Below are 16,695 nucleotides of genomic sequence, written 5' to 3'. Positions count from 1 at the left end.
TCAGGCTGTGCCAAGGCCCTGGCAGGATGCCGGATGTTTAGGCCTAACCCCATGTTTGTAGCACTCTTTATTCTTGGTGGTCAGCGTCGGGGTGACAGTCCTGCCATCAACTGTGCGCGAGCAGGATTTCCAGCACAAACTTGCTTCCGAAATAGGCGAGCAACAGGGCCAGGTAGCCCCCTAGGGTCCAGCGAACCGCACGCATGCCCCGCCACCCCAGACGATAGTGGCACAGCAGCAGGACCGCGAACACCAGCCACGCCAGCAGAGACAGGACCGTCTTGTGGACCAGGTGTTGGGCAAACATGTTGTCGAGGAACACGAAGCCGCTGGCGATGGCCAGGGTCAGCAAGGCCTGGCCAACCCAGATCATCTCGAACAATACCCGCTCCATGGTGGTGAGGGGCGGCAGCGCCTGCACCACTCCGCGTATCTTGTGGTGTTTCAGCGCCTTGTTCTGAATGCCCACCAAAATCGCCTGCAAGGCAGCGATGGCCAGTACGGCAAAGGCGAGGGCGGAGCTGACAGCGTGAAAGGCGATACCCGGCGTCATGCCGTTCTGCCCGGTGGGTGTCGGGAGCTCGATGCCCAGCAGCAACACGATGCCGGCAAAGGGGAACAGCACCGCGGCGATATTGAGCACCGGCTTGAACAGGCTGGCGCCGAGCAGGACGACGACAGCCAGCGCTGTCACCAGCACGGCGCTGGTGGATAGGCCAGGCAGCATCGAGCCTTCCAGCCCGATAAGGCCTCCCGCCACGACCAGGTGCAAGGCGGCAGCCAGGGTGCCAAAGCTGCGCACCAGAAGATCGCGAGGGGGAACTCGGCGAATCAGCGTCAAGCCTTGCCAGGAAGCGGCTGCCAGATAAAAGACAAAGGCCAGTAGGGCCAGAGGTAACGCCTGCATGCTGTGCTGTCCGTGCGCCACGCTGGCGCCAATGGGTAAGAAGTGAACCGTCGGGGCAGGGCGCTCTCCCTGTCCCCTGGCAATGACTATACCGGATCGTACCTCTTCTGACAGCCAGGGGCCGTGCGCCACGACCTGGTGGCCAAGACTGGGCCGCCAGTGTCAGTCAGCAGAGCCAGTCAATAGAGCCAGCCAACAGAGTCAGGGCGTCTGGCGCTGGTCGTCAACGCCAACCAGCGGGGCTCCCCGTCAGCAGAGGGGATGCGAGACCGGTCACGAGTCAGTGCATGGAGAGTCGGCGCCACAAGGCGTATAATTTGCCCCAACGTCAAGGCCGCGCAGGCATGCGGCCGCCTCGGAGGAGAGTTTGCGAGGCGCGTAAGGCCGGTCGCACCAGCCGTATTGCGCAGCGCACGAGGCCAACGCATTCCGCGTATTTTGGAGAGTTCCATGTTTCAGAACTTGAGCGAGCGTCTTTCCCAGACGCTGAAGTCGATCAAGGGCCAGGCCCGCCTGACCGACGATAACATCAAGGACACCCTGCGCGAGGTGCGCAAGGCGCTGCTCGAGGCCGATGTCGCGCTGCCCGTGGTCAAGGCGTTCATCGAACGCGTGCGTGAGCGCGCTGTCGGCCAGGAAGTGTCGCGCAGCCTGTCGCCGGGCCAGCAGTTCATCAAGATCGTCCAGCAAGAGCTCGAAGTCACCATGGGGGAGGCCAATGAAGGGCTTTCTCTCAAGGGGACGCCCGCGGTCGTGCTGATGGCGGGTCTGCAGGGGGCGGGTAAGACCACCTCCGTGGCCAAGCTCGGCAAGTACCTGCGCGAGCGTGAGAAGAAAAAGGTGCTGGTGGTATCCACCGACGTCTATCGTCCGGCGGCCATCGACCAGCTCGAGACATTGGCCAAGGAAGTCGACGTCGATTTCTTTCCGTCTCGCTCGGACCAGGCGCCGATGGACATCGCCAACGCCGCCCTGAAGCACGCCAAGATCCAGTTCCACGACGTCGTGCTGGTCGATACCGCCGGCCGTCTGGCCATCGACGAAGCCATGATGGAGGAGATCAAGGGGCTCCATCAGGCCATCGAGCCGTCAGAGACGCTGTTTGTGGTCGACTCCATGACCGGCCAGGATGCTGCCAATACGGCCCGCGCCTTTGCCGACGCCCTGCCGCTTACCGGCGTGGTGTTGACCAAGGCCGACGGTGATGCCCGTGGCGGTGCGGCGCTGTCGGTGCGCCACGTGACGGGGCGCCCGATCAAGTTCATGGGGGTGGGCGAAAAGGTCGATGCCCTCGAGCCGTTCCATCCGGACCGGGTGGCCTCGCGCATTCTCGGCATGGGGGATGTGCTGTCCCTGATCGAGGAAGCCGAGCGTACCGTCGACAAGGGCAAGGCCGAACAGCTCGCCAAGAAGGTCAAGAAAGGCCAGGGCTTTGACCTTGAGGACTTTCGTGAACAGCTGCAGCAGCTCAAGAAGATGGGCGGCATGAGCGGACTGCTGGGCAAGTTGCCGGGCATGGGGCAGATGGCCGATATGGCTCAGGGCCCTGGACCCGAGAAGGAGCTGGGCAAGCTCGAGGCCCTGATCAACTCGATGACCCCCAAGGAGCGCCGTAACCCTGACATCATCAACGGATCGCGCAAGCGCCGTATCGCTGCCGGTGCGGGCTTGCAGGTGCCCGACCTCAACCGCTTGCTGAAGCAGCACAAGCAGATGCAGAAGATGATGAAGAAGGCAGGCAAGAAGGGCGGCATGCAGAAAATGATGAGAGGCATGTCCGGAATGATGGGTGGCGGTGGCCCAGGCGGTCCCGGTGGTATGGGCGGAATGGGCGGCCCCGGCGGCATGCCCTGGCGCTGAGACCGCATTGATACCTGCTCCTGCCGGTGCCGGCCGTCAAGGCCGGTGAGGCAAAAAAGGTTCCCAAGGGGGGCGGTTTTCCGTAGAATACTGCCTCTTCGTTCGAGGACCGTGCATTGGCGCGGCCCTCGTCGTGAGCAAAACACCGGTGGCAGACCCGTCCGTCGCCGTTATCCGTAAAATCCCAACCGAAGGACAGTCAACGTATGGTTACCATTCGTCTGGCACGTGGTGGCGCCAAGAAGCGTCCCTTCTACCACCTCGCCGTGACCGACTCCCGCAATGCCCGTGATGGCCGTTTCATCGAGCGTCTGGGCTTCTTCAACCCGGTAGCACGTGGTCAGGAAGAGCGTCTGCGCATCGACCTGGATCGCATTGCTCACTGGCAGTCTCAGGGCGCGCAGCTGTCTGATCGCGTTGCCGAGCTGGTCAAGGAAGCACGCAAGCAGGCCTGAGGCGAACGCCTTGCCTGTGACAGTCCCGGTGTGAATGAGGTTTGACCCAGATGGCATCGCCCCAAGGCAACAACGCGTCGCCAGCGGCGCAAGACGATCGCCACAGCGATGATTACGTCGTGCTGGGCAAGCTGACCAGTCCTTACGGCATCAAGGGCTGGATGAAGGTGTATTCGTATACCTCGCCCATGGAAGGCATTCTTGATTATGCCGAGTGGGTGGTCCGTCATGACGGACAGCTTTCACGCCACCGCCTCAAGCAGGGGCGCAAGCAGGGACAAGGGCTGGTCGCCCAGCTGGAAGGCATCGATGACCGTGACCGGGCCGAAGTGATGGCCGGGGCGGACATTCTGCTGGCCAAGCAGGACCTGCCCGAGCTCGACAGTGAAGAGTACTACTGGCACCAGCTGGAAGGCCTGCGGGTCGTGACCCTCGAGGGGGTTGTGCTGGGCAAGGTGGCTTATCTGTTCGAGACCGGTGCCAATGACGTGATGGTCGTGAAGGGTAGCGATGCTCCGGACGACCGTGAACGTCTTCTCCCCTATCTGCCCGATGACGTGATCAAGCGCGTCGACCTGGGTGCGGGGGACATACTGGTCGACTGGGACCCGGAGTTTTGATCGCCTGGCGATCAAGCAGCGCGTTGACGGGAGATCAGTGAGATGTGGATTGGGGTGGTGTCACTCTTTCCGGACATGTTCGAGGCGATCACTCGCCACGGTGTGACCGGCAGGGCTGTAGACAAAGGCCAGGTGACGCTGGAGTTCTGGAATCCCCGGGACTACGCCACCGACCGCCATCGTACCGTGGACGACCGCCCTTACGGCGGAGGTCCGGGGATGCTGATGAAGGTCGACACCCTGCGTTGTGCAATCCACGCTGCTCGCGACCGGGCGCACGTCGCGACCGGGCAGCGACCCCGAGTGATCTATCTGTCGCCCCAGGGCCGCAGGCTGGATCAACAGGGCGCGCGCGAGTTGGCGTCAGGCCCGCCCCTGGTGGTAGTGGCAGGACGCTATGAAGGCATCGATGAACGTGTGGTCGAAGCGGACATCGATGAGGAGTGGTCCATTGGCGACTATGTGCTGAGTGGAGGTGAACTCCCGGCCATGGTGCTGATCGACACAGCGGCAAGGCTGGTGCCGGGTGTACTGGGGCATCAGGATTCCGCAGTCGAGGACTCCTTCAATGACGGTCTGCTGGACTGTCCGCACTATACCCGTCCGGAGGAAATCGACGGACGCAAGGTGCCGGATGTGCTGCTCAGCGGTCACCATGGACAGATTCGCCAGTGGCGAATGAAGCAGTCCCTGGGGCGTACCTGGTTGAGACGGCCTGACCTGCTCGAGGGCAGGGCTCTGTCAAAGGAGCAGCAGCGTCTGTTGAACGAGTTCATCGACGAATACGCCGACAAGGCGGAGGTGCAGGACGACGGTCACGAGGTCGACCGGGCGGCCAATCGCCGCTGACGGACCTGCGTCATCAACGACCCGAGCGCTCGAGCTTCGAGTGCCGGGATCACGATCCATCGGCATCCACGACCGATCGATGGATCACAACGATTTCAGGAGCAAGTGAAATGAGCAGCAAGAACAAGGTGATCCAGGCGCTCGAAGCCGAGCAGATGAGCAAGCAGGTGCCGGACTTCGCCCCGGGCGACACTATCGTCGTTCAGGTCAAGGTCAAGGAAGGTAACCGCGAGCGTCTGCAGGCGTTCGAGGGCGTTGTCATTGGCAAGCGTAACCGCGGTCTGAACTCCGCTTTCACCGTGCGCAAGATTTCTCACGGTGTTGGCGTCGAGCGTACTTTCCAGACCTACAGCCCGCTGGTTGACTCCATCAGCGTCAAGCGTCGCGGTGACGTGCGTCAGGCCAAGCTGTACTACCTCCGTGAGCGTAGCGGCAAGTCTGCACGTATCAAGGAAAAGCTGGCCTAAGACGCCTGAGGAAGCGCTGAATACATCAGCCGAGCGGATTGAGGCGCCAGGCGCCCGCAGCGCAGAACCCGGAGCCTATGCGGTATAGGTGAGGAGTTCGAGCAGTGCGCAACGCAGCGATTCGTCCGCGCAGGCATTTATGCAGTGTTTCCCCTAAGCGTCAGTCAGTCCGAGGGAGGACCTTCCTCCCTCTCCCGACACCCCGTCACCACCTCTGTGGGGCGGGGTGTTTGTGCATTGAGGCCCTGGCATTCGTCCGGTCGCCCAGGCAGCGAGGCAGGCAATGAGCGCAGGCCACGGTCAGATCATCGACACCTTTCTCGACACCCTGTGGCTGGAACAAGGGGTGAGCGACCATACCCTGAGTGCCTATCGTCATGACCTCGAGGCCTGGCAGGCCTGGTTGGACGAGTCCGCTCTGACGCTGCTGGCACCGGGGGCGGTGAGTCTGCCGGCCTGGTTGGATCAGCGTCGTGAGGGAGGCTATCAGCTCAGCAGCAATGCCAGGCTGTTGTCGAGTCTCCGGCGGTTCTACCGCTGGGCCCTGGCGGAAGGCCTGATCGACGAGGACCCGTTGGTCAAGGTGCGTCTGCCCCGGGTGCGTCCCGCGTTACCGGATACCCTGGATGAGGACGAGGTCGAGCGCCTGTTGCAGGCGCCAGATGTGACCGCCGCCCTGGGGTTACGCGACCGGGCCATGCTCGAGGTGCTGTACGGTGCTGGGCTCAGGGTCAGCGAGCTGATCGGCCTGACCACAGACGCCATCAACCTGCGGCAAGGCGTGGTGCGCGTGCGCGGAAAGGGCCAGAAGGACAGGCTGGTGCCGTTGGGCGAAGAGGCATGCGACTGGCTGGAACGCTATCTGCGCCAGGGCAGATCTGAACTGATGAGCGATATCCAGAAGCCAGCGCTGTTTCCCGGAAGGCGGGACAACGCCATGACGCGCCAGACCTTTTGGCACCGAATCAAGCATTACGCCAGTGTTGCGGGTATCGACCGCCCCCTCTCTCCCCATACACTGAGGCATGCCTTTGCCACCCATCTTTTGAATCATGGGGCAAACTTGCGTGTCGTACAGATGCTGCTGGGGCACTCGGACCTGTCGACGACCCAGATATACACCCATGTGGCGCAGGCGCGACTGGAAGCCCTGCATGCCGATCATCATCCTCGAGGCTGACTCATGAATCGCCCCTCCTTCGCGACCCTGCTGACCAGCGTGCTTCCCGCCACGCTGCTCGCCACGTCCCTGGCCGCCGGCAGTGCCGTTGCCGCGCCGCCCGCTGCGCTCAACGAGCTGTCCGTGAATGGCCAGAAGATGCCGGTGAGCCAAGTGCTCGACACCCCGATGAGCGGGATCTACGAGGTTCGTCTGGAAACCGGTGAAACGTTCTACACCAACGCCAGCGGTAGCCATTTTCTGGTGGGCGATCTCTACGAGAATGCCGAGGACGGCCTGGTCAACTTGTCCGAGCAGAGCCGCAACGCCAGCCGCGCCGAGCGTCTGGCCGCCGTCGCCGAGTCCGACCAGATCGTCTACCGTGGGGTGGACGAGCCGAAGGCCACTATCCACGTCTTTACCGATTCGACCTGCCCCTATTGCCGCAAGCTGCACGAAGAGGTGCCGCGCTTGAACGAGCTGGGGATTCAGGTCAACTATCTGGCCTTCCCGCGCGGCGGCATGCAGAGCGAGGGCGCGCGTCAGCTCACTCAGGTGTGGTGTAGCGACAATCGCTCTGAAGCCATGACCGCGGCCAAAGAGGGAGAGGTTCCGAGCGACGCTGCAAGCTGCGACAATCCGGTCGAGCAGCAGTATCATCTGGGGCTCGAACTCGGGGTCCAGGGGACGCCTGCCATCGTGTTGCCGGACGGCACCATGGTGCCTGGCTACGTTCCGGCGGAGCGCCTGGCCGAACGCCTGGGCATCGACGGCTGATCGCCAGCTGTCTGCAAGACGGACCAATAATGAGCGGGAGCGCTGGCGCGGCCGGTGCCTCCCGCATCGACAAGGCTCGACGCAGATTCGGGCCACCACGCATCGCTGACACAACTGCCGCCCGTGGCGGCAGCGAGTAAGGGAGAATGACATTGAAACCGGTAAGAGTGGGAATCTGTGGGCTAGGTACCGTCGGCGGCGGTACCTTCAACGTACTGACACGAAACGCCGATGAAATTGCCCGCAGGGCAGGGCGTCCGCTTGTCATTGAGCAGGTCGCCCATCGCAGCATCAACCCCGACTGTGATCTTACCGGTATCCGTACCACCAAGGATGTCTTCGAAGTCGCGACCAACCCGAACGTGGACGTGGTGGTCGAGCTGATCGGTGGCTACGAGGTGGCGCGTGACCTGGTCATGACGGCGATCGACAATGGCAAGCACGTGGTGACGGCCAACAAGGCGCTGATCGCCGTGCACGGCAACGAGATCTTCAAGGCCGCCCACGACAAGGGCGTGATTGTGGCGTTCGAAGCGGCGGTGGCCGGCGGCATCCCGGTCATCAAGTCCCTGCGTGAAGGTCTTGGGGCCAACCGCATCAGCTGGGTGGCTGGCATCATCAACGGTACCGGCAACTACATCCTGACCCACATGCGCGACGAAGGCCGTGCCTTTGAAGATGTGCTGGCCGAGGCCCAGGCGCTTGGCTATGCCGAGGCGGACCCGACCTTCGACGTCGAGGGCATCGATGCCGCGCACAAGCTGACCATTCTGGCGTCGATCGCCTACGGCGTGCCGCTGCAGTTCGAGAAGGCCTACACCGAAGGTATCTCGCGGATCACCGCAGAGGACGTCGAGCAGGCCGATAACCTGGGCTACATCATCAAGCACCTGGGGATTTCCAAGCGCACCGGCTGTGGCCTTGAGCTGCGGGTGCATCCGACCCTGATCCCCAAGGAGCGCCTGCTGGCCAGCGTGCACGGCGTGAAGAACGCCATCGCGGTGATGGGAGATGCGGTAGGCCCGACCCTGTATTACGGCGCGGGTGCCGGCGACGAGCCGACCGCCTCCGCCGTGGTCGCGGACTTGCTGGACGTTGCCCGCGATATCTCCACCGAGCACCGCTACCGGACCCCGTACCTGGCCTTCAGTGGCGTCAGCGACGACTGTGACGAGCTGCCGATCATGCCGATGGAGGAGATCACCACCGCCTACTATCTGCGTCTGCTGGCGGTTGATCGTCCCGGTGTGCTGGCTCGGGTGGCCACCATCCTGTCCGAGGAAGGCATCTCCATCGAGGCGCTGATCCAGAAGGAAGCGACCGAAGGCGAGCTGGTGCCGATTATCCTGATGACGCACCGCACCCTCGAGAAGCAGATGAACGAGGCCATCCGCCGGATCGAGGCCCTGGCCGACATCGCGGGTTCGGTGACCCGAATCCGTGTCGAGAGCCTCGACGAGCAGGATTGACGATGTCCATGGGGCGGCCGCGGCCATGCCCCATGGCGCTTCGCTGGACCCCTCAGGCCGCGCTGCAGCGGCGGCAAGGAATCACAAGATGCGCTATATCAGCACCCGTGGGCAGGCGCCCGCGCTGTCCTTTGAAGATGTCGTTCTCACCGGCATGGCCACCGATGGCGGCCTTTACGTGCCCGAGGACTTTCCCCAACTCAGCGCGGATGATCTGGCCGACATGGCCGGTCTCTCCTATGCCGAGATCGCCTTTCGTGTGATGAAGCCGTTTGTCGGCGGTGAGATCGACGACGACACCTTCCGCGGCCTGGTCCGGGACGCCTACGCCACCTTCAGCCACGATGCGGTCGTCCCGCTCAACCAGCTGGATGCCAACCACTTCCTGCTGGAGTTGTTCCACGGGCCGACGCTGGCGTTCAAGGACGTGGCACTGCAGCTGTTGGGCCGCATTCTCGATCACTTCCTGCAGAAGCGCGGCGAGCGCGCGGTGATCATGGGCGCCACGTCCGGGGATACCGGCTCTGCGGCCATTGAAGGCTGCCGCCACTGTGACAACCTGGATATCTTCATTCTTCACCCCCACAACCGGGTGTCGGAGGTGCAGCGCCGCCAGATGACCACGGTGCTGGCCGACAACGTCTTCAATGTCGCTATCGAAGGCAACTTCGATGACGCCCAGGCCATGGTCAAGGCGAGCTTCGCTGACCAGAGCTTCCTCGAGGGGACGCGGCTGGTAGCCGTCAACTCGATCAACTGGGCGCGTATCATGGCCCAGGTGGTGTATTACGTGGCGTCGGCAGTGGCCGTCGGGGCGCCCCAGCGCCAGGTCAGCTTCTGCGTGCCCTCGGCCAACTTCGGCAATGTCTTTGCCGGCTATGTGGCCTATCGCATGGGACTGCCGGTCAAGCAGTTCATCATCGCGACCAACGCCAACGACATTCTTCACCGCACCCTGGCCGACAATGACTTCTCCAAGAAGGACCTGCTGGCCACCCTGGCACCGTCCATGGACATCGTGGTGTCGTCCAACTTCGAGCGTCTGCTGTTTGAAGCCTACGAGCGGGATGGCGCAGCCGTCGATGCGCTGCTCACACGCTTCCAGCAGGAGCCGACCGCGTTGGCCGACGCGCCCCTGGGCCGACTGCGCGACATTTTTGCCAGCCATAGCGTCGATGACGCTACCATTCTGGAGGTGATCCGCGAGGCTCATCACCGGACCCAGGAAATTCTCGACCCGCATACCGCGACCGGCTACCGTGCCGCCGAGCGCGAGCGCAGGGATGCCGCCACGCCGATGATTACCCTGGCGACGGCCCATCCGGCCAAGTTCGCCGAGGCAGTGGTCAAGGCGGGCTTCCCTGGTGTGCCGCTTCCGCCACATATGGAAGACCTGCTGGAGCGTGAGGAACGCTACGAGGTGCTTCCCGCTAGACTCGAAGCGGTACAGGCCTTCGTGGCCGAGCATCGCCGCCGCTAGGCTTGCCCGTTCCGGTCGAGGCGAGGACCTCGCTTCGACCGTTCCGTTTCGCCAGGGAGACAATCATGAAGCTTTGGGGACGCAGCAATTCGGTCAACGTGAAGAAGCCCATGTGGTGTGCCGCCGAGCTCGGTATCACGCTCGAACGGATCGACGTGGGAGGGCCTTTCGGAGGGCTGGATACGCCGGACTATCTGGCCAAGAATCCAAACGGGCTGATTCCCTGCCTTGAAGACGGCGACCTCGTCCTGTGGGAATCCAATGCCATCGTGCGCTACCTGGCGGATGCCTACGGTAACGCTCAGCTGAACACGGCGACCCCCGCCGAGCGCGGTCGCTCGGGCATGTGGATGGACTGGGCCCTGGCCAGCCTGGCGGGGCCCTATCGTGACCTCATCATGAATCTGGTGCGGGGAACGCCCGAGACCTGCGATGATGCCGCGATCGAGCGTGGGCTGTCGGGGTTCGAAAAAGCACTGCGCCTGGCGGACGGGGTGCTGGCCAAGCAACCTTGGCTATCGGGTGATGCCTTTGGCCTGGCCGATATTCCGTTGGGGGCCTATGTCTATCTGTGGTTTGAGCTGGACATCGAACGTCCCACACTGCCTCACCTGGAGGCCTGGTACGGCAAGCTGACCCAGCGCACCGCCTACCGCGAACATGTGATGCTGCCGATCAGCTGAGGCCGACGTCGCCTGCTGAGGGAGTGGCTGACCTGCCGAGGGGCCAATTTGTCCCGCTGACCCCGGATAGACGCCGGAACGTCACCTACCCCCATATCCCGAGAGTCCGATGTCTGAGTCTTCTGTGATCGACAGTGCCCCGCGTCCCTTTGTCGAGCCACGTCCGAGAATACAGCGCCGTCAGCGCAATGAATCCCTCTACCGTCAGGGCCTGGACGCCGGCCTGTCCGAGCTGCAGGCACGCCTGCTGGCTGGCCGCCTGGTGGACTACAAAGGTGAGCTCGAGCCCCTGGTCGATCCCAGTCTGCGCTACCTGGTACACCCTGAACGCCTGGCCGATGCTCCGCGTGCCGCCGAGCGCATCGCCAGGGCGGTGGCCGAAGGGGAGCATATCGGTATTCTTACCGACTACGATGTCGACGGCATCACGTCCCACGTGGTGATCCGGCGCACCTTGAACGAGCTGTTTGGCGTACCGGCATCACGACTGCACAGCCTGATTGGTCACCGCATTCATGATGGGTATGGCATCAGCCTGCCGCTGGTGGAGCGTACCCTGCGGCTCAGTCCCCGCCCAAGCCTGGTGATCACCGCCGATTGCGGCAGTAGTGATGAAGCGCGTATTGCCCGGCTGAAGCAAGCCGGCATTGACGTGGTGGTGAGCGACCACCACGCATTGCCCGTGGAGGGTCCGCCGCCGTCGGCCTATGCCACGGTCAACCCGACCCGACAGGACTGTGACTATCCCGATGCCACCATCGCCGGCTGCATGGTGGCGTGGCTGTTGATGTCGCTGACGCGCCAGGCATTGATCGAGCAGGCGGTGCTGTCACCGTCGACGCCCAAGCTGTCGCCCTGGCTGTCCTATGTGGCCTTGGGCACGGTGGCCGATTGTGTCTCCCTGGGCGCAAGCGCCATCAATCGTGCCGTGGTTCGTCACGGTCTGGCCGTGATCAATCGCATGGGCGAGCCGTGCTGGCGAGTGATGGCCGAGCGGCTGGGAGCGGATAGCGTGCCCTTCGATGCCGAGACCCTTGGGTTCCAGATGGGGCCCCGCATCAACGCACGCTCGCGCCTGGATGATCCTTACGCCGCGTTGCATTTCATGCTGGCCAGCGATGACAGCGTGGCGCGGCGCCATCTTGAGACGCTGGATGCCGACAACCAGTCACGCAAGGCCATCGAGGCGGAGATGGTGGCTGATGCCAAGGCATTGGCCAGAGTGGCGCTGGAGGCCGATGACCCGATGATCATCGTGCATCTGGAGGAGGGGCATCCTGGCGTTCAGGGGATTGTCGCATCGCGCCTGGTGCAGGCCTATGGTCGTCCCACGCTGGTGCTCACTCCTGCGGCAGAAGCCGGTATGCTGACAGGTTCCGGGCGTTCAGTAGACGCCTTGCATCTGCGTGATGCGCTGCAACGTGCCCATCAGCTTGCCCCCGATGCTCTGGTCCGTTTTGGCGGCCATCGCGGTGCGGCTGGGGTCGGTGTGGTGCAGTCGCGTCTCGACGCTTTTCGAGGTGCGATGCTGACCGCGGTACGCGAACAGTTGGGCGAGCGGGAATTGGTACCCTGTATCGACACCGACGGTGAGCTCTCTGAACAGCAGTTACGTCTCGAGACCCTGGTCGAGATCGAGGGGCTCGGTCCCTTCGGTCGCGAGTTCGAGGCCCCCCTGTTCGAGGGACGCTTTGTGGTGGAGCGGCTCAAGCCGGTAGGGGATGGCAGTCACCTGTCACTCGAACTGTCGTGTCAGGGGCTGACGCTGAAGGCCATCTGGTTTCGCTGTCTGACGCCTGGCCAACTGCCCGACTTTGATGTTGGGTCGACGTTGCACTGTGCCTACAAGCTCAATCGCAATCGCTACCGTGGGCGCGAAACCCTGCAGCTGATGGTCGAACACGCAGACCCCGTCGATTGATACCTTCCAAGCACAGGCCAGCGTCGAGCCCTGAACCGCGCCAGCTAGCTAAGTGAAACGGCTGTGATTGAGGTGGAACGGTCGTTCCCTGGGGGACAGTGACGGGGCATTGAGGGGCTCGCCCCCTGTGCCCAACGATGTCGCCGTCAGTAATGGGGCCAGACTCCCGGGGTCGCCAGTTCCAGCAGATGGCCATCCGGGTCTCGGAAGTAGAGGCTTTCTCCGCCACGCGACCAGCGGGTTCGGCCTTCGATCTCGACACCATGGGCATGGAGTCGGGACTCCCATGCCGCCAACTCTGCGTGGCGAATGGCAAAGGCCATATGGACCCAGCCGCGACCGTCGTGGGGCGGAATGGTGCCCCCGTTGTCCGGCAGCACGACGGTTTCCAGGGTTCCCCCTTCCAGAAACAGCAACAGTACCGAGGGCCCCACCTGGTAGGCGGTAAAGCGATGGTCTGCGGTAAAGGGGGACAGGCCCAGTGCCGACTCGAAGAACTGTCGTGCCTTGGCCATGTCGGCCACATACAGCGCCGTTTCCAGCACTCGATCGAGGGTGGGGCCCGTGGGCGATTCCGCTTGGCTCATGGTCTTGCCTCCTTTTCCCGTCTTCACGCCTGTCTGGCCCAGCGATGTGGTCCTTACGCCGGGAGTGCTCTTTCAGGATAGCCAGAACCACCAGATGATCAGCGCGATGAGCGCCAGCCCCGCCAATGTCACGATGATACTCATGGAGAGACTCCTGACGCTGTAGAAGAGTCGGCGTCTGCCGAGGGCTGCGTCACAGCACCCTGCAGCCGTCTGAGACGCAGTCGGTTGGCGTTGGCGACCACGGTGATGGAGGAAGCGGACATTGCCGCGCCGGCGATCATCGGTGACAGCAGGGTGCCTGTCAGCGGATACAGCAGACCTGCAGCGATGGGGATACACAGGGCGTTGTAGCCGAGGGCGCCCCACAGGTTCTGGCGAATGTTGCTCAAGGTTGCCTGGCTGATCTCGATGGCCGCTGCGATCCCGTGGAGAGAAGGCCGCATCAGCGTGATGCCAGCGCTTTCAATGGCCACGTCGGTGCCCTGGCCCATGGCAAAGCCCACGTTGGCGCGGGCCAGCGCTGGCGCGTCGTTGATGCCGTCACCTACCATGCCGACGATCTCCCCTTGGGCCTGGCGTCGTTCGATGTCGGCATGCTTGTCACTGGGCGACAGCTCCGCATGGACCTCGTCGATGCCGACGGCTTCGCCGATGGCTGTTGCGGTGGCGGCGTTGTCGCCGGTCAGCATGACCACCTTGATGCCATCGGCCTGGAGGCGAGCGATGGCGTCTCGGCTGTCCTCGCGCAGCGGATCCTCGATCGCGAAGGCTGCTGTCAGTTGATCGTCTAGCGCAGCATAGACCAGGGTACGTGCCTGCTGTTGCCAGTCAGGTAGCGTGTCAACAGCGGCGTGCAGATCGACGCCTTGTGCCTCCATCAATGCCCCGTTACCGATCGCCAGCGTAGGTCCTTGCGCTGTTCGGGCCTTGACCCCCTGACCGGTGATGCTCTCGAAGTCGTCGATGGTGACGTCGCCGTGGTGGGCGGAGGCGGCTTGCTGCTCGGCGAAACGCGCCAGCGCTTCCCCCACCGGGTGTTCGGACCGGCTCTCGACCTCAGCGATGAGTGCCAGCAGCGATGAGCGTTCGAGCCCACGCGAATCGAACCAGTGCACGTCGGTCACTCTGGGACGTCCCTCGGTCAGTGTGCCGGTCTTGTCGACCATCAGGGTGGTCAGTGTACTGGCCGTCTGCAGCGCCTCGCCCGAGCGGATCAGTACGCCGTGGTCGGCCGCCTTGCCTACCCCGATCATGGTCGACAGCGGCGTGGCCAACCCAAGGGCGCAGGGACAGGCGATGATCAGCACCGTGGTGGCAGTGACCAGCATGTGAATCACCGCCGGTTCGGGGCCCAGGTGGTACCAGGCCAGAGCGGTCAACACCGCGATAATCATGACGCTGGGCACGAAGACCGCAGACACCCGGTCCGCGAGATTGCCGATGGGCGGCTTCGACCCCTGGGCCGTCGCCACCTGTTCGGTGATCCGCCCCAGCCGCGTGTCCGCGCCAATGCGGGTGGCGCGGAATACCAGTGAGCCGCGTCCGTTGACGGTGCCGGCGCTGACCTCGTCCCCTGGCCCGCGGGCGACGGGGGCCGGCTCCCCTGACAGCATCGATTCGTCGATGTAGCTGCTGCCTTCGGTCACCTGGCCGTCCACCGGCAGGCGTTCGCCGGGTCGTACCCGGATCAGGTCGCCCTCGGTGACGTCGTCGATGGCGACTTCTTGATCACCATGCTGGGTCACCAGGCGGGCGGTTTGACTCTGCAAATCGAGCAACCGATGCAGCGCCTCGGAGGTATGCCCCTGGGCGCGCAGCTCCAGCGCCTTGCCCAGCAGCACCAGACCGATGACCATGGCGGACGCCTCGAAATAGAGGCCTCGGGCGGCCTCGGGTAGCCAGGGCGCTGCCAGCACCACCACCATGGAATACAGCCAGGCTGTACCGGTGCCCAGGGCAATCAGGGTGTCCATATTGGCCTGATGATGACGCAGGGCTTTCCAGGCGCCACGGAAGAACTGGCGCCCCGGGCCGATCAGCACTGCCAGGGTCGCCAGACCGACCAGTCCCCAGCCAAGACGCGCCACGCCGGTTGGGGCCGGGTGATGGATCAGCATCATGATCATCAGGGGGACGGCGAGCCCCAGGGAGGCGATGCTGCCCTTGAGCATGCGCCGGTAGTCCTGCTGGTTGCGCTGTGCTCGCTGCTTTTCCGCCTCGCGCAGGTCGACAATGGGCGTGGCGCCATATCCCACCGACTCGACCGCTTGCACCAGTGCCTGGGGATCGACGCTGCCCCGCACCCGTGCCGTATGAGAGGCAAAGTTGACGTCTGCCTGTTCGACACCGGGGGTATGCGCCAGAGCCTTTTGAACGCTAGCGACACAGCCAGCGCAGGTCATGCCCTGGATCGCCAGACGCTGGGCCGAAGCGGTGGAGGCGTCGGGTTGTGAGGGTGGTTCGTCCGGTACGGGGGAGGTCGTCGCCTTGCCACAGGCCGCTGGGTCGTCACAGACCGGAGGGTTGGTGGCGTCAGTGTGCTCGGCGGGGTAGCCGGCCTGTGCCAGCAGGGCTTTCACCTCACTGGCACCGAGTGCCGAGGCGACCGAGAGCCTGCCGCTCCCGGGATCACCTTCGACCCTGGCCGTGTTGTCACGCTCCTGGATGGCCCGGCGCATGCGCCCGACGCAGCCCTGGCAGGACATTCCGCTCACCTGAAACTGGTGCTCCTCGAGGTGATTCATGATGACTCCTGCTGTCTGGCCGTGGTGGATTCCGGTACGGACGCCTTCGGCACGCTTTCGATCAGACGGCACAGACTGTGTCCGTCCGGGACGCCGTCGGGCAGGTGTTGCCAGCTGTGCATGGCATCTTCCATGCGCTGAGCCAGCGCTTCCAGTTCCGCAATACGCTGGCGTATCTTCGGCAGCCGCTCCGCCAACAGGTCGCGGACCAGTGGGCAGGGAGAGTCTCCCTGGTCCGCATGAACCAGGATCTGGCGTATGTCGGCCAGGCTGAAGCCCAGGGTGCGGGCACGCTGAACAAAGCTCAGGCGTTCACGATCCTGCTCCGAGTAGCGGTGATAGCCGTTCGCTGGGTCCTTGCTCGGGGACAGCAAGCCCTCTCGGGTGTAGTGACGAACGGTCTCGGACGTGACCCCTACGGATACGGCCAGTTCACTGACTTTCATCTTGTCTCCTTGGGCGGGGTGGCGCGGGACAGGGAGCGATGTGGTGCAATGTCAGTGTAAAACCTTTGTGTTACCCAATGGTCAAGGGGATATTTTGTATGCCGTAAACAACAAAGCATGAAGTCCTAAGTCACTGAATTGACGTTATCAGCAAAATTCGTTGGACCAAAGTATGAGCAAATTAGCTATTAAAACGAACGTTTGGCCTTGAACTCTAGCCCGCCTTCGCAAACACTGCGATCAAGCCCGCTAACAAAGGCGGTGCCAG

General features: G+C 63.4%; 15 protein-coding genes. 11 read left to right on the top strand and 4 right to left on the bottom strand.

Annotated features, from left to right (window positions below):
• Window positions 1-106: 106 nt before the first annotated feature.
• Window positions 107-907: an inner membrane protein YpjD gene (locus KUW18_RS15695; RefSeq protein ID WP_206940451.1), complete on the bottom strand. Its 801-nt coding sequence runs from the start codon at window positions 905-907 to the stop codon at window positions 107-109.
• Between the two features lie 450 nt (window positions 908-1,357).
• On the opposite strand from KUW18_RS15695, the gene ffh reads away from it, so the two are divergent.
• The 11 genes from ffh to recJ all read left to right on the top strand — a co-directional run bounded on the left by ffh (window position 1,358) and on the right by recJ (window position 12,647).
• Window positions 1,358-2,767, top strand: coding sequence for a signal recognition particle protein (gene ffh / locus KUW18_RS15690; protein WP_222561814.1), 1,410 nt, complete (start codon window positions 1,358-1,360; stop codon window positions 2,765-2,767).
• Between the two features lie 206 nt (window positions 2,768-2,973).
• Window positions 2,974-3,222, top strand: a complete 249-nt coding sequence (gene rpsP / locus KUW18_RS15685) for a 30S ribosomal protein S16 (RefSeq protein ID WP_206940440.1) — start codon at window positions 2,974-2,976, stop codon at window positions 3,220-3,222.
• Between the two features lie 50 nt (window positions 3,223-3,272).
• Window positions 3,273-3,842 carry a ribosome maturation factor RimM gene (gene rimM, locus KUW18_RS15680; protein ID WP_206940438.1) on the top strand — a complete coding sequence of 190 codons (570 nt, stop codon included), beginning with the start codon at window positions 3,273-3,275 and terminating at the stop codon, window positions 3,840-3,842.
• 42 nt (window positions 3,843-3,884) lie between these two features.
• On the top strand, window positions 3,885-4,691 hold the full coding sequence (trmD, locus tag KUW18_RS15675; RefSeq protein WP_206940436.1) for a tRNA (guanosine(37)-N1)-methyltransferase TrmD: 807 nt from the start codon (window positions 3,885-3,887) through the stop codon (window positions 4,689-4,691).
• Between the two features lie 110 nt (window positions 4,692-4,801).
• On the top strand, window positions 4,802-5,158 hold the full coding sequence (rplS, locus tag KUW18_RS15670) for a 50S ribosomal protein L19 (protein WP_045991330.1): 357 nt from the start codon (window positions 4,802-4,804) through the stop codon (window positions 5,156-5,158).
• Window positions 5,159-5,441: 283 nt separating this feature from the next.
• On the top strand, window positions 5,442-6,338 hold the full coding sequence (xerD, locus tag KUW18_RS15665; RefSeq protein WP_222561813.1) for a site-specific tyrosine recombinase XerD: 897 nt from the start codon (window positions 5,442-5,444) through the stop codon (window positions 6,336-6,338).
• Between the two features lie 3 nt (window positions 6,339-6,341).
• Window positions 6,342-7,094 (top strand): DsbC family protein, encoded by a 753-nt coding sequence (locus tag KUW18_RS15660; RefSeq protein WP_206940432.1) that lies wholly within the window; start codon window positions 6,342-6,344, stop codon window positions 7,092-7,094.
• 152 nt (window positions 7,095-7,246) lie between these two features.
• The gene (locus tag KUW18_RS15655; RefSeq protein WP_206940846.1) at window positions 7,247-8,563 is read left to right on the top strand and encodes a homoserine dehydrogenase; all 1,317 of its coding nucleotides are present in this window, start codon (window positions 7,247-7,249) and stop codon (window positions 8,561-8,563) included.
• Between the two features lie 88 nt (window positions 8,564-8,651).
• Complete coding sequence (gene thrC, locus KUW18_RS15650) at window positions 8,652-10,043, top strand: threonine synthase (protein ID WP_206940429.1); 1,392 nt, start codon at window positions 8,652-8,654, stop codon at window positions 10,041-10,043.
• Between the two features lie 65 nt (window positions 10,044-10,108).
• Window positions 10,109-10,726 carry a glutathione S-transferase family protein gene (locus tag KUW18_RS15645; RefSeq protein WP_222164015.1) on the top strand — a complete coding sequence of 206 codons (618 nt, stop codon included), beginning with the start codon at window positions 10,109-10,111 and terminating at the stop codon, window positions 10,724-10,726.
• Between the two features lie 109 nt (window positions 10,727-10,835).
• Entirely contained in the window at window positions 10,836-12,647 is a 1,812-nt protein-coding gene (recJ, locus tag KUW18_RS15640; RefSeq protein WP_222561812.1) for a single-stranded-DNA-specific exonuclease RecJ, read from the top strand.
• A 146-nt stretch (window positions 12,648-12,793) separates the two neighbouring features.
• On the opposite strand, the gene KUW18_RS15635 is transcribed toward recJ, so the two are convergent.
• The 3 genes from KUW18_RS15635 to KUW18_RS15625 form a co-directional block, all read right to left on the bottom strand.
• Complete coding sequence (locus KUW18_RS15635) at window positions 12,794-13,234, bottom strand: VOC family protein (protein ID WP_206940423.1); 441 nt, start codon at window positions 13,232-13,234, stop codon at window positions 12,794-12,796.
• 140 nt (window positions 13,235-13,374) lie between these two features.
• Window positions 13,375-15,981, bottom strand: coding sequence for a heavy metal translocating P-type ATPase (locus KUW18_RS15630; protein WP_261396721.1), 2,607 nt, complete (start codon window positions 15,979-15,981; stop codon window positions 13,375-13,377).
• On the bottom strand, window positions 15,978-16,427 hold the full coding sequence (locus KUW18_RS15625) for a MerR family transcriptional regulator (RefSeq protein ID WP_206940421.1): 450 nt from the start codon (window positions 16,425-16,427) through the stop codon (window positions 15,978-15,980). Before KUW18_RS15625 ends, KUW18_RS15630 begins: the two co-directional genes overlap by 4 nt.
• Window positions 16,428-16,695 lie beyond the last annotated feature (268 nt).

The sequence above is a fragment of the Halomonas sp. DP5Y7-2 genome (assembly GCF_019802025.1).
GTDB lineage: Bacteria > Pseudomonadota > Gammaproteobacteria > Pseudomonadales > Halomonadaceae > Halomonas > Halomonas litopenaei_A.
The sequence above is the reverse complement of the archived record's forward strand: the minus strand, read 5'-3'. Positions and strand labels throughout refer to the sequence as shown.

Coding starts and splice junctions, on each gene's coding strand:
- KUW18_RS15695 (WP_206940451.1), bottom strand. CDS start 907: ATGCAGGCGTTACCTCTGGCCCTACTGGCCTTTGTCTTTTATCTGGCA.
- ffh (WP_222561814.1), top strand. CDS start 1,358: ATGTTTCAGAACTTGAGCGAGCGTCTTTCCCAGACGCTGAAGTCGATC.
- rpsP (WP_206940440.1), top strand. CDS start 2,974: ATGGTTACCATTCGTCTGGCACGTGGTGGCGCCAAGAAGCGTCCCTTC.
- rimM (WP_206940438.1), top strand. CDS start 3,273: ATGGCATCGCCCCAAGGCAACAACGCGTCGCCAGCGGCGCAAGACGAT.
- trmD (WP_206940436.1), top strand. CDS start 3,885: ATGTGGATTGGGGTGGTGTCACTCTTTCCGGACATGTTCGAGGCGATC.
- rplS (WP_045991330.1), top strand. CDS start 4,802: ATGAGCAGCAAGAACAAGGTGATCCAGGCGCTCGAAGCCGAGCAGATG.
- xerD (WP_222561813.1), top strand. CDS start 5,442: ATGAGCGCAGGCCACGGTCAGATCATCGACACCTTTCTCGACACCCTG.
- KUW18_RS15660 (WP_206940432.1), top strand. CDS start 6,342: ATGAATCGCCCCTCCTTCGCGACCCTGCTGACCAGCGTGCTTCCCGCC.
- thrC (WP_206940429.1), top strand. CDS start 8,652: ATGCGCTATATCAGCACCCGTGGGCAGGCGCCCGCGCTGTCCTTTGAA.
- KUW18_RS15645 (WP_222164015.1), top strand. CDS start 10,109: ATGAAGCTTTGGGGACGCAGCAATTCGGTCAACGTGAAGAAGCCCATG.
- recJ (WP_222561812.1), top strand. CDS start 10,836: ATGTCTGAGTCTTCTGTGATCGACAGTGCCCCGCGTCCCTTTGTCGAG.
- KUW18_RS15635 (WP_206940423.1), bottom strand. CDS start 13,234: ATGAGCCAAGCGGAATCGCCCACGGGCCCCACCCTCGATCGAGTGCTG.
- KUW18_RS15630 (WP_261396721.1), bottom strand. CDS start 15,981: ATGAATCACCTCGAGGAGCACCAGTTTCAGGTGAGCGGAATGTCCTGC.
- KUW18_RS15625 (WP_206940421.1), bottom strand. CDS start 16,427: ATGAAAGTCAGTGAACTGGCCGTATCCGTAGGGGTCACGTCCGAGACC.